Origin of the sequence: Microvirga arabica, assembly GCF_016811235.1 — a bacterium.
In the GTDB taxonomy this organism is placed as follows: domain Bacteria; phylum Pseudomonadota; class Alphaproteobacteria; order Rhizobiales; family Beijerinckiaceae; genus Microvirga; species Microvirga arabica.
The window spans coordinates 64,639-77,070 of sequence record NZ_JAFBID010000010.1 but is presented as its reverse complement, the minus strand read 5'-3'; the positions used below and the strand labels follow the sequence as shown (position 1 = coordinate 77,070).

Below are 12,432 nucleotides of genomic sequence, written 5' to 3'. Positions count from 1 at the left end.
GCCATGCGGTGATGCAAAGACATATGAGTCGTTGCGCATGACGCCGCTCGTCACGATCAGGGATCTCGACAAGTCATTTCCCGGCGTGAAGGCTCTCAGGAAAGCCCGTTTCGAACTGCTCCCGGGCGAGGTCCACGCCCTTATGGGAGAGAATGGAGCCGGCAAATCCACATTGATGAAGGTGCTCGCCGGCATTTATCAGAAAGACGGAGGCGAGGTTCTCATTGACGGTAAGCCTGTCGACATTGCGTCGCCTCGGGCTGCTCAAGACCTCGGAATCGGCATCATTCACCAGGAACTGAACCTGATGAATGAACTCACCGCCGCGCAGAACATCTACATCGGCCGCGAACCCAGGCGGGCCATGGGATTTCTGGTTGACGAGGGAGCTCTGAACCGGGCGACAGCCGAGATCTTCTCGCGCATGAATCTCGCGCTCGATCCTCGGGCGGAGGTCGGCGACCTCACGGTCGCCATGCAGCAGATGGTCGAGATCGCCAAGGCTCTGTCCTTCAGGTCCAAGGTCCTGATCATGGATGAGCCCACGGCCGCCTTGAACAAGGCGGAGATCGCGGAGCTGTTCGGCATCATCCGCCAGCTCAAAGCTGAGGGCGTCGGCATCGTCTACATCTCCCACAAGATGGATGAACTGAAGGAGATTTCGGACAGGGTCACCGTCATGCGCGACGGTGAGTATGTCGGTACAGTCCCAACCGAGTCGACCAGCGTCGACACCATCATATCGATGATGGTTGGGCGCAGCATCACCGAGACCAAGACGGATGTTCCGGACCTGTCGAGCCACGACGTGGTCCTGGAGGTCCGCAATCTCCGCCGAAGCAATGCGATTCAGGACGTCAGCTTCAAGCTGCGGAAGGGCGAGATTCTCGGCTTCGCCGGTCTGATGGGAGCCGGTCGCACGGAGGTCGCGCGGGCGATCTTCGGTGCCGATCCGCTTGATGGAGGAGACATCATCGTCAAGGGCCAGCCGGTGACGATCCGATCGCCGAAAGATGCGGTGCGGCTTGGCATCGGCTATCTGTCTGAAGACCGGAAGCGCTTCGGGCTGGCAACCGGCATGGATGTGGCGGCGAATATCGTCATGCCCTGCCTGAGCAAGTTCCTCTCCCTGAACATGATCCTCAAGACGCGGGCGATCCGCGAGACGGCACGCTCCTACATCAAGCAGTTGCGGATCAAGACGCCTTCGGATGCTCAGGAGGTGCGGTTCCTTTCAGGCGGCAACCAGCAGAAGATCGTGATTGCGAAGTGGCTGGCGCGGGATTGCGAAATTCTGTTCTTCGACGAGCCGACCCGCGGCATCGATGTCGGCGCGAAGAACGAGATTTACAAGCTGCTGAACACCCTCGCCGCCCAGGGCCGGGCCATCGTGATGATTTCATCCGAGCTGCCCGAAATCCTGCGCATGAGTCATAGGATCGCCGTGATGTGCGAGGGGCGGCTCACGGGTGAGCTCCCAGCCGACGGAGCGACCCAGGAGGATATCATGCGCTTGGCGACACAACGGCACAGCCTGACAGCTGAGAGCCTGAACGCGGCGACTGGGGAAGCAACCACGTGACGACCATCGTAGAAAAAGATAGCACGACCATCATCAGGTCCGCCATGCTGAGCCAGGGGGCTTGGCAGAAGATCCTGGCCTTTGCCAGCCTGATTGCCCTGATGGTTGTCTTCAGCATCGCGTCGGAAAACTTCCTGCAGAGCGACAATCTCATCGGCATCCTGCAGGCCACAGCCGTGAATGGCGTTCTCGCGGTCGCTGCGACCTTCGTCATCATCACAGGTGGAATCGATCTCTCGGTCGGCACCCTGATGACATTCTGCGCCGTCATTGCAGGCGTGGTCCTGACCTACTGGGGGCTGCCGATGCCTTTGGGCATCCTTGCGGCCATTGCCGCGGGCGCCCTCAGCGGGGCGGTTTCCGGCACCCTCATCGCCAAGATGAAGATTCCCCCGTTCATCGCAACCCTTGGCATGATGATGCTGCTGAAGGGTCTGGCCCTGGTGATCTCGGGGACCCGGCCGATCTACTTCAACGATACGCCGAACTTTTCGATGATCTCGCAGGAATCCCTGATCGGGGTCGTCCTGCCCTTCCTGCCGATCCCCAACGGGGTGCTGATCCTGTTCATCGTTGCGGTCGCCTCCAGCCTCGTCCTCACGCGCACGGCTTTCGGCCGCTACACCTTCGCCCTCGGCTCGAACGAGGAGGCGGTGCGCCTCTCGGGCGTGAACACGGACTTCTGGAAGATCATCGTCTACACCGTCTCGGGCGGGATCTGCGGCATTGCCGGCCTTATCATCGCCTCCCGGCTCAACTCCGCTCAGCCTGCCCTCGGCCAAGGGTATGAGCTCGATGCCATCGCGGCCGTGGTCATCGGCGGCACATCGCTCAGCGGAGGCCGCGGCACCATTCTCGGCACGATCATCGGCGCGTTGATCATCAGTGTTCTCACGAACGGGCTGCGGATCCTCTCGGTCGCCCAGGAATGGCAAACCGTCGTGACGGGAATCATCATCATCCTCGCCGTTTATGCCGACATCCTGCGGCGCAGGAGCTAAGGCCCTCACCTCTTGCAATCATGAAGGAGCAGACGAACCCGCAACAGCACCCGTTCACCGCCATACATCCCAACCCCGGGCAATCGGGGCGACAACGAACGATATCCAGGAGGAACAGATGTGGAGCAGACGTAATCTGATCGGTGCCGTCGGCATCGCAGCGCTCATCGGCTTTTCGGGTCCTGTAACGGCCCAGGAGATTTATATTCCCCTTGTTTCGAAGGGGTTCCAGCATCAGTTCTGGCAAGCCGTCAAGGCCGGAGCCGAGCAGGCTGCCAAAGAGCACAACGTGCGCATCACGTTCGAGGGCCCTGACAGCGAGACCATGGTCGACAAGCAGATTGACATGCTCTCGGCTGCACTCGCCAAGAATCCGAAAGCAATCGGCTTCGCGGCATTGGACAGCCAGGCGGCTATCCCGCTCCTGCGCAAGGCTCAGTCCGCCAAGATCCCGGTCGTGGCCTTCGACTCCGGCGTGGACAGCGATGTGCCGGTGACAACCGCCACCACGAACAATCTTGCGGCCGCGGCCCTGGCTGCCGACAAGATGGCTGAACTGATCGGCGGAGAGGGCGACATCGCCCTCGTGGTGCACGACCAGACCAGCCGCACGGGGATCGACCGCCGCGACGGCTTCGTGAACCGGGTCAAGGAAAAGTACCCGAAGATCAAGATCGTGAGCGTTCAATACGGCTCCGGCGATCACCTCAAGTCGACGGAGATCACGAAGTCGATCCTTCAGGCGAATCCTCGACTCAAAGGCATCTTCGGTGCCAACGAAGGGTCAGCCATCGGCGTGGTCAATGGCGCAAAGGAAATGAACCGCAAGATCGTCATCATCGGCTACGATTCCGGAAAGCAGCAGAAGCAGGCGATCCAGGATGGTCTCATGGCGGGAGCCATCACCCAGAACCCGGTCGGCATCGGATACAAGACCGTTGAAGCGGCCGTGAAGGCCCTCAAGGGCGAGAAGCTCGAGAAGGTGATCGATACTGGCTTCTTCTATTACGACAAGTCGAACATGAGCGATCCGAAGATCGCTTCCGTTCTCTACGATTGAGGCTCAGCCCTCGGGAGAGGGGCTGCCCCCTCTCCCACTCTCTCGTACAGTTGCACTGCCGCTAATGTAGGTAGACCGATGAGCCACCCACCCCGCATCGACGCGCACATGCATGTCTGGCAGTTGTCGCGCGGGGATTATGGTTGGCTCACCCCCGACCTTCCGGCCATCTATCGCGACTTCACTGTTGAGGACGTCCGCGCGTCCTGGGAGCAGGCAGGCATCGATTACGCGATCCTGGTTCAGGCGGCACCGACCCTTGAAGAAACCCGCTATCTCCTGTCGGTCGCGGAGAGCGAGGCTAAGGTCAGGGGCGTTGTGGGCTGGATCGACATGCTGGCGCCTGACGCCGTAGGCCAACTGGAACGCTTAGCCTCCAACAGGCTGCTTCGAGGCATCCGCCCTATGCTTCAGGACATTCCGGACGAGGGCTGGATGCTGAAGGCCGAGTTGACCCCTGTCTACAGGGCTGTTGTCGAACTCGGCTTAAGTTTCGACGCGCTCGTTCTCCCACAGCACCTGCCCAATCTCCTGCGGTTGATCGAGCGCCACCCGGACCTGAAGGTTGTGATTGACCATGGGGCCAAGCCGGCGATCGGGGAGTCCTTGCATTCCTGGCGCAGGGATCTGGCCCAGCTGGCCGATATCCCTCATGTGCATTGCAAATTCTCAGGCCTCGTGACCGAGTGTCGGGAGCAAACCTCAAAGGCTGCCCTTGAACCAGTTTCCCAGGCTCTTCTGGATCTGTTCGGACCGGAGCGCCTCATGTTCGGCAGCGACTGGCCGGTTTGCACCTTGCGCAGCAGCTATGTTCAATGGTGGCAATGGGCTCAGGAACTCACTACCCATCTGCCGCCGGACCAGAAGAGCGCCGTATTTGGAGGCACCGCTCAACGCTTTTACGGATTGGGATGATAAGCGCCCCTTGGCCGCCACATCTATGCGCCGACGGTTTGTCGTCTGATCAGATCCCAGAGGCCGCTACCTCGACGGCTAGACGGGTCTGGGATGCGAGGCGGATCGGAGCATTCGCGGCGCCATAACCCTGGTAGCTCCGCCGTTCCACGATCTCGAAGAAGAATCCGCTCTCCAGGGTTTTCGTATAGACCTGGAAATACTCGGCGCCGCCCTCCCGATCATACAGGATGTTGCTGGCGCGCAGCCGCTCCATATCCTCAGCAGACAGATCGGTTCTCACCTCCAGATCGTCGTAATAATTCTCCGGAATCGGCAGGAGATCGACGCCGCGCTCCTTGAATCGCTCAACCGCGCCGAAAATGTCGTCGGTCGCGAGCGCGATGTGCTGGATACCCGACCCGAAGAGCTCGTTCAGGAACCGCGAAGACAGGGTGCGTTGGCTCTGGGAGGAATTGAGGATCAGGCGAAGCGCACCGTCATGGGTCTCGATGGCCTGACTTTGCACCACACCGCCGGGATCGATCACCGCCTGAACCGGAGTTTTACGGACATCGAGAAGCGATGTGTAGAACAACAGCCAGGTCAGCATCTCCTCGTAATGCATCGACTGCGAGATGTGATCGATGGATTTCAGCCCGCATCCAGCAAGGTCGCCTGCAGCAACCGGCTCGAAGTCGACCTCCCACAATCGATCCAACCCAGACTTTCGATCGACGAAGTACAGAAGGCTGCCGCCAAGGCCGCGAACCGCCGGTATGTTCATCTCGCCCGGTCCGACCGGCTGCTGAAAAGGCTGATCGAGGAGCATTCCGGCACGGTCGACGGTGCCTGGCGCATCGTCGACGCGCAGAGCCAAAGCGCAGATGGCAGTGCCATGCGTGATGTTGAAGGAATGGGCGAAACCTTCCTTGTCCGCATTGACGACAATGTTGATTTCGCCCTGCCGCCAGCGGGTCACGGCCTTCGAGCGGTGAAGGCCTGCCCTCTCGAAACCGAGACCGCTTAAGGCATGCTCCAAGCCAGCGGCGCTCCTCTCGTCCACGGCGAACTCGACGAACTCGACACCGGAGCATTCAGCTTTGGGCGGTAGCGCTTCGACGTCCGAAAGAGTCGCACCCGAGCGCCGGCGGAGTTCGTCGAGCATGACGATCAGGGAGCGTTGACCGTCGATGGCGACGCTGCGCGTGGAGCCTGCCCGGAAGCGGTCGTTGAAGATTTCGAGGGACAGGAGTCCGTCGAACCCCGTCGCATGAAGCGCATCCATGAGGTCGTCGATGGGTAGGTCGCCCTGTCCTGGGAAGCAGCGGTAATGCCGACTCCAGGAGAGGTAATCCATGTCGAGCCTCGGCGCATCGGCCATCTGCACCAGGAAGATCTTGTCCGACGGAATGGATCGGATCGCCGACAGGTCCGTTCCCCGCGCCAGCACATGGAAGGAGTCGAGCACCAGACCGATCGCCGGATGGTTCGCGCGCCGCACGACCTCCCAGGAATCGCGATAGTCGTGGATGTGCCGCCCCCAGGAGAGCGCCTCGAAGGCAACCCGTAGGCCGCGCTTGGCAGCACGCTCGCCGAGTTCATGAAAATCCGCCGCCGCTCGCTCGATCCCGCCGAGTGAGTCCGGGGAGACGTTGCTGCACACCATCAGAAGGTCGCAGCCGAGTTCCTGCATGACGTCGAACTTGCGTTCGGCACGGGCAAACACCTTCGAGCGCTGAGGCTCAGGCATACCCTCAAAATCGCGGAACGGCTGAAAGGTGATCGTCTCGAGTCCGAGCCCCAAGATCATGCGCCTTGCATCGGCAGGCGTGCCGTTGAAGGAGAGAAGATCGTTCTCGAAGATCTCGACGCCCTTGAATTGCGCGGCCGCGATGGCCTCGATCTTCTCTGGGAAGGTGCCGCTCAGGCAGACGGTGGCGATGGCTGTGCGCATGCTCGTCGGTCCGTTTCCTTGGTTGTGGTCGGGAGCCTGTGCCGATCCGGCCGGCTCCTTCTCTCTTCAGCTGATGGTTCCGGCCGCCAGCGCATGCTCGACACCCCCGGCTACGTGGCGCGTCAGCACCTCGCAAGCGCGTGCGGCGTCCCGCGTCAAGGCGCACTCCAGAAGCTCGGCATGTTCATTGGCAGCAATGTCGCCGCGATAGCTCAGGGCGATCATCTGGTAGCGCAGGTACTTGTCGAAAACCGCCGCGTGGTTGTCGATCAGCATCTTGGATCCGCAGGCAGAGATGAGTGCCTGATGGAACTGCCAGTCATACCGCTTCCATTCCTCGGTCTGGGATCTGTCCCCTTGAGACATCCGCTCTTCCATTCGGGCAAGCCGATGGTGGGCAGCGACGACGCGGCCTTCCCATTCCATGTCGCCAGCCCGGAACGACTGCTCCAGCGCCCTGCCCTCCAGGAGTTGCCGAAGCGCCGCGATCTCCCTCAGGTTTGCAATCGACACAGGAGCCACCTCGAAGCCTTTCTGGCCCTCGGCCACCACGAGCCGCTCGGAATGGAGGCGGTTCAGGATTTCGCGAAGCGTGCTGACGCTGGCCCCGTAATCCGCCTTCAGGCGATCGAGCTTCAGCTTCTTGCTGGGACCCAGGCGGCCGAACACGATATCGGACCGGATCTTCCGGTAGGCACTTTCACCAACCGTGGCGGGTTGCTCGATCGCGAGCGTATCGTTTGTCATGTCAAGGCGCCGCTCTCCAGCGTGTAAGCCACGCATCCGTTCACATGCTGAGTGAGCACCGTGCAGGCCTTGTCGGCATTGCGCGTCAGGGCGCAATCGAGCAACGTCCGGTGTTCCTCGGCCGCGATCTCACCACGGAAGACGACAGCCACCATCTGGTAGCGAAGATACTGGTCGAAAACGCCGCCATAGAGATCGAGCAGGGTCTGGGAGCCGCAGGCCTCTATCAGGGTCTGATGGAACTCGCGGTCGTAGCGTTTCCAAAGTTCCATTCCCTCCAGGTCTCCGGCCAGCATACGCCGTTCCATGAAGGCGAGCTTGTGATGAGCGGCCACGACCCGGCTTTCCCACTCCAGATCGCCATCGGTGAAGGACAGAGGCAGGGCATAAGTCTCCAGGAGCAGCCGCATCGCCGCCACATCCTCGAAGCCGTCAGGCGACACGGGAGCAACCCGGAAGCCGCGCTGTCCCTCGGCAATGACCAATCCTTCCGACGAGAGCCTGCTGAGGATCTCCCGCAGGGTGCTCACACTCGCGCCATAGGCGCCGGCCAGCTGGTCCAACCGGAGGCGTGCTCTGGGCGCGAGCCGCCCAAACACGATGTCGGCGCGAATCCGTTCATAGGCACGATCCGCAATGGATGTTGCCAGCAGCTCAATGCTCATCCGGCCACCACTGTTTCATGGCTTGGCATCGTTGAACTCTCCCAGGGCCGCTCCGCTTCCACGGAGTAAGCAGCCTCATAATAGGTTAAATGCTAGAATATCAGATGATTTTCATAATGACTATTGATTTTGTATTCCTCAGAGCCGATAGTGCCCGCCAAGACGCACTTGAATGCGCAGCAACCTGAAGGAGAGGAAACCATGGGATTCGACATCAATCGGCGTGTTCTGATGGCTGCGGGCGCAGCCCTTCTGGCATGGGGCACGGCTGGGCTGGCTGCCGCGCAGGCACCAACAAACCTGAGGTTCTCGGCCGTCTTCTCGGAGCAGGACATCCGAGCGAACATGATGAAGCAGTTCGGCGAGGCGGTGAAGGCGCAGGGCTTTACCCTTCAGCCCTATTACGGCGGCACCCTGTTCAAGCAAGGCACCGAGCTTGTCGCCATGCAGCGCGGCAACCTCGAGATGGGCAACATCGCCCCGCAGGACATCTCGAATCAGATTCCGGAATGGTCCATCGTCACCTCGGCCTATCTGTTCCGCGATGCGGATCATCTGAAAAAAGTGTTCGCCAGCGATGTAGGCCAGCAGCTCAAGAAGATGGCCTCTGAAAAGCTCGGCATCCACATCCTTGGGCCCACCTATTTCGGTGCACGCCATGTGGGCCTAAAGCCCAACAAGAAGATCAACAAGCCCGAAGATCTGGCTGGCATCAAGCTGCGCATGCCCGGCGGCGACGCCTGGCAGTTCCTGGGCCAGTCCCTTGGTGCCAACCCCACGCCGATGGCCTATGCGGAGGTCTATACCGGGCTGCAGACCGGCGCCATCGACGGACAGGATAACCCGCTGCCGAACGTGCAGAACATGAAGTTCTACGAGGTGATGTCGCAGATCGCCCTCACCTCCCACCTTGTCGGCTTCGATCTTCTGGCCGTGTCCAACAAGGTGTGGGATGGCCTGTCGCCGGAGAAGAAGGCAGCCTTCCAGGCAGCCGCCGACAAGGCGATCGAGTGGAGCACGCAGGAGCACCTGAAGCAGGAGGCACAGCTCGCAACCTCGTTCAAGGAGCGAGGGCTCGAGGTCTATACTCCCGACCTGAAGGCCTTCCGCGATTTCGCGCAAAAGAAGTATCTCGCGTCCGATCTAGCAAAGAGCTGGCCGGCAGGCATGCTGGACAAGATCGACGCCATGTAAGGTGAATGCCTTGGCCGCCGGGACGATGTGCCCGGCGGCCCTCTTTTTATGAATAATCTTTGACACTCTTTGCCTTCTCGCGAAGGAACGCCTTCATGACCTCATCATTGCGAGCGATCGGCCCGTGGTTTGCCCGGCGCGCGGAAAATATCGCAACCGCCATGCTGGCCGCGATGTTCGCCGCCTTCCTCCTGCAGATCGCCTTCCGGTATGTTCTGGAGCTTCCAATCGGCTGGACGCATGAGATCAGCGTGATCCTGTGGATTTGGCTCGTTCTCTGGGGCGCCTCATTCGTCATCACCGAACGAGAGGAAATTCGCTTCGACATCATCTACGGGGCAGTCGGGCCTGGACCTCGACGCGTGATGGCGCTCGTCACTGCATTCGCTCTGATCGCGCTGTACGCCGTCTCTCTCCCGGCCGTCGCCGATTACGTCACCTTCATGAAGGTGGAGAGAACAAGCTATCTCAAGATCCGGTTCGACTGGCTGTTCTCGATCTACATCGTCTTCGCGGTCGCCACCATCGTCCGCTACATCTGGATCGCTTGGCAGGCCATGCGGGGCGTGGCGCCGGATGAATTCGACCCTACCAAAGCGAGTTCCGGCGTATGAACCTAACAAGCCCATTCTCGCTCGCCCTCGTCGCGATCACGGCACTCGCCTTCCTTGGTCTTCCCATCGGCCATGCGATGATCGCTGGGTCGATTCTCTACCTGCTGCTTGCAGGATTGGATATGGGAACCGCCGCCGAGCAGCTGCTCAACGGCATGTATTCCAACTACATCATCCTGTCGGTGCCACTGTTCATCCTGGCGGCGGAATTCATGAACATCGGCAGCATGACCGACAGGCTCATGACATTCTGCAATGCCCTAGTGGGCCGGTTCCGCGGCGGCCTCGCCCAGGTCAACATCCTGCAGAGCATCATCTTCGCTGGCATGTCCGGCTCAGCCATCGCGGATGCCGCCGGCACGGGACGCATGATGCAGGCCATGATGGCCCGGGACGGCCGCTATACGCCAAGCTACGCGGCCGCCACGACAGCCGTTTCATCCGTGATCGGGCCGATCATCCCGCCGTCCATTCCCATGGTGCTCTACGCTCTGGTGTCCGACGCATCCATCGGCTTCCTGTTTCTCGGCGGTGTCATCCCAGGATTGCTGATGGCGCTGGGCCAGATGATCATCGTGGCCATCACGGCCCGCCGCAGGAACTTTCCTGTCGAGAAGCCGGTGCCCCTGCGCAAGCTGCCGCGGATCACCTTGGACGCATTTCCCTCCCTGATGATGCCGGTCGTTCTGCTCGGCGGCATCTACAGCGGCGTGATGACTCCCACCGAAGCCGCCGCCGTGGCAGCGGCCTACGCCCTACTCATCTCGGCCGGCCTTTACCGCAGCGTGAGCTGGCGCGGCTTCTACAGTTCGCTAGCGATCAGTGCTCGTACGAGCGTGTCGATCGGCATGCTGATTGCAGGCTCGCTCGTCTTCAACTACGTCGTCACCGTCGAGAACATCCCGGAAGGCGTCAAAGCGCTGCTTGCCGGATGGAACCTGTCGCCCATCGGCTTTCTGATCTTCGTCAATGTCCTGCTGCTGCTCTTAGGCTGCGTGCTGGAAGGAACGGCGATCCTGCTCATCGTGGTTCCGGTCCTTATCCCGACGGCTCAGGCCTTGGGCATCGATCTCGTACATTTCGGTGTCGTGGTCGTCATCAATATCATGATCGGCCTGATCACGCCGCCCTATGGGCTGCTGCTATTCATCATGACGAACATCTCAGGGGCGCCGCTGCGTTCCATCGTGCGCGACGTGATGCCGTTCCTCTTTGCGATGCTGGCCGCTTTGGCGATCCTGACCTTCGTGCCCGAAACCGTCCTCTGGCTGCCGCGCCTCTTCGGCTACCAGGGTTGAGCCCGCTGCCTTTCAGGAACACATGCCGATGAGCAAGCCGATCTACATCCTCAACGGGCCCAATCTCAACCGCCTCGGAACGCGCGAACCCGACATCTACGGGCGGGTGACCCTGGCCGAAGTGGAGGCCATGTGCAGGGATGCCGCCTCCGGTCATCCGATCATTTTCCGGCAGTCGAACCGTGAGTATGAGCTCATCGACTGGGTTCATGAGGCAATCGACGAGGGCCGCGGGATCATCATCAACCCGGCTGCCTTCACCTTCACCTCCATGGCGATCATGGATGCCCTGAAGATGTTTTCAGGTCCGCTCATCGAGCTGCACATCTCGAATATCCACCGGCGTGAACCAATCTATCACAAGTCCTACGTCTCCCCGGTGGCGACCGCCGTCATCGCAGGCCTCGGGACCAAGGGCTATCCGATTGCCGTACGCTGCATGCTCGACATGATCGGCACCCTGCCGGCAAAGGCCTGAAACGCATGGCAAGCGGCCTCTCACCTGAACCGAAATTCTCGACCGGTGAGGCCTCAGGCCCATGGCGCCGGCCAGCCGTCCTTGTCGGCTTGGTGGGCACGGGTATTCAGGAGTCCCGGACCCCTGCCCTCCACGAGCGGGAAGGCGCCGAGCAGGGTTTGCGCTATGTCTACAAGCTGATCGACCTGGAGGTGCTCGGCCTTGGTGCGGATGCGCTCCCGGAGATCCTTACAGCCGCCCAGCGCTTCGGCTTCGCCGGGCTCAATATCACGCACCCCTGCAAGCAGGCCGTGATTCCTCTTCTCGACGAGCTGTCGCCCGATGCGGCAGCGCTCGGGGCCGTGAACACGGTTGTGCTGGCAGGCGGCCGTCGTATCGGACACAACACCGATTGGTGGGGCTTTGCCGAGAGCTTCCGGCGCGAACTGCCCGACGTGCGCCGCGACCGGGTCGTCCAGTTCGGCGCCGGCGGCGCGGGCGCAGCGGTCGCGCATGCCCTTCTCACCCTTGGAACAGGCGAAGTCGTCATCATCGACACGGATGAGGCCCGTGCCAGGGAACTCGCTGCTGCCTTGTGTGCACGGTTCGGCAAAGGCCGCGCCTCTTCCGGCACCGTGCCCGGCGAGGCACTGGTTTTGGCCGACGGTATGGTCAACACGACGCCGCTGGGCATGGCAAAGTACCCGGGCATGGCGATTCCCGCGGGCCTGCTACGCTCCGACCTGTGGGTTGCCGACATTGTTTATTTCCCGCTCGAAACGGAACTGCTGCGCCAGGCCCGTGTCCGCGGCTGCCGCACCATGTCAGGGGGTGGCATGGCTGTCTTTCAGGCCATCGGGGCCTTCCAGCATTTTACAGGCCTAGAAGCGAATACGGAGCGGATGCTCCGGCACTTCAGCGAGATGTAATAAGCGGCCAAACCAGCCTTGGGGATGCCCCTGG

The 12,432-nt window shown here is 61.1% G+C and carries 12 protein-coding genes; 9 read left to right on the top strand and 3 right to left on the bottom strand.

Annotation, left to right across the window (positions count from 1 at the left end):
• Positions 1 to 37 precede the first annotated feature (37 nt).
• The 4 genes from JQC81_RS07750 (at position 38) to JQC81_RS07735 (ending at position 4,558) form a co-directional block, all read left to right on the top strand.
• Positions 38 to 1,582 (top strand): sugar ABC transporter ATP-binding protein, encoded by a 1,545-nt coding sequence (locus JQC81_RS07750; RefSeq protein WP_203271238.1) that lies wholly within the window; start codon positions 38 to 40, stop codon positions 1,580 to 1,582.
• Positions 1,583 to 1,626: 44 nt separating this feature from the next.
• Positions 1,627 to 2,583, top strand: a complete 957-nt coding sequence (locus JQC81_RS07745; RefSeq protein WP_203271292.1) for an ABC transporter permease — start codon at positions 1,627 to 1,629, stop codon at positions 2,581 to 2,583.
• Positions 2,584 to 2,701: 118 nt separating this feature from the next.
• Positions 2,702 to 3,643 (top strand): ABC transporter substrate-binding protein, encoded by a 942-nt coding sequence (locus tag JQC81_RS07740; protein WP_203271237.1) that lies wholly within the window; start codon positions 2,702 to 2,704, stop codon positions 3,641 to 3,643.
• Between the two features lie 78 nt (positions 3,644 to 3,721).
• On the top strand, positions 3,722 to 4,558 hold the full coding sequence (locus JQC81_RS07735) for an amidohydrolase family protein (RefSeq protein WP_203271236.1): 837 nt from the start codon (positions 3,722 to 3,724) through the stop codon (positions 4,556 to 4,558).
• A gap of 49 nt (positions 4,559 to 4,607) precedes the next feature.
• Here JQC81_RS07735 and JQC81_RS07730 read toward each other — a convergent pair whose 3' ends face one another.
• The 3 genes from JQC81_RS07730 to JQC81_RS07720 all read right to left on the bottom strand — a co-directional run bounded on the left by JQC81_RS07730 (position 4,608) and on the right by JQC81_RS07720 (position 7,906).
• Positions 4,608 to 6,494, bottom strand: a complete 1,887-nt coding sequence (locus JQC81_RS07730; protein ID WP_203271235.1) for a bifunctional sugar phosphate isomerase/epimerase/4-hydroxyphenylpyruvate dioxygenase family protein — start codon at positions 6,492 to 6,494, stop codon at positions 4,608 to 4,610.
• 66 nt (positions 6,495 to 6,560) lie between these two features.
• On the bottom strand, positions 6,561 to 7,241 hold the full coding sequence (locus tag JQC81_RS07725) for a GntR family transcriptional regulator (RefSeq protein ID WP_203271234.1): 681 nt from the start codon (positions 7,239 to 7,241) through the stop codon (positions 6,561 to 6,563).
• Positions 7,238 to 7,906, bottom strand: a complete 669-nt coding sequence (locus JQC81_RS07720) for a GntR family transcriptional regulator (RefSeq protein WP_203271233.1) — start codon at positions 7,904 to 7,906, stop codon at positions 7,238 to 7,240. The genes JQC81_RS07725 and JQC81_RS07720 overlap by 4 nt, the downstream gene beginning before the upstream one ends.
• Before the next feature lie 201 nt (positions 7,907 to 8,107).
• Between JQC81_RS07720 and dctP the strand changes: the two genes are divergently transcribed.
• From dctP to JQC81_RS07695, 5 genes are all read left to right on the top strand, one after another.
• Positions 8,108 to 9,100, top strand: coding sequence for a TRAP transporter substrate-binding protein DctP (gene dctP, locus JQC81_RS07715; protein ID WP_203271232.1), 993 nt, complete (start codon positions 8,108 to 8,110; stop codon positions 9,098 to 9,100).
• A gap of 95 nt (positions 9,101 to 9,195) precedes the next feature.
• Positions 9,196 to 9,714, top strand: coding sequence for a TRAP transporter small permease (locus JQC81_RS07710; RefSeq protein ID WP_203271231.1), 519 nt, complete (start codon positions 9,196 to 9,198; stop codon positions 9,712 to 9,714).
• Complete coding sequence (locus tag JQC81_RS07705) at positions 9,711 to 11,012, top strand: TRAP transporter large permease (RefSeq protein WP_203271230.1); 1,302 nt, start codon at positions 9,711 to 9,713, stop codon at positions 11,010 to 11,012. The genes JQC81_RS07710 and JQC81_RS07705 overlap by 4 nt, the downstream gene beginning before the upstream one ends.
• Before the next feature lie 28 nt (positions 11,013 to 11,040).
• The gene (locus JQC81_RS07700) at positions 11,041 to 11,490 is read left to right on the top strand and encodes a type II 3-dehydroquinate dehydratase (protein WP_203271229.1); all 450 of its coding nucleotides are present in this window, start codon (positions 11,041 to 11,043) and stop codon (positions 11,488 to 11,490) included.
• A gap of 5 nt (positions 11,491 to 11,495) precedes the next feature.
• On the top strand, positions 11,496 to 12,398 hold the full coding sequence (locus JQC81_RS07695; protein WP_203271228.1) for a shikimate dehydrogenase: 903 nt from the start codon (positions 11,496 to 11,498) through the stop codon (positions 12,396 to 12,398).
• The last annotated feature ends 34 nt before the right edge of the window (positions 12,399 to 12,432 follow it).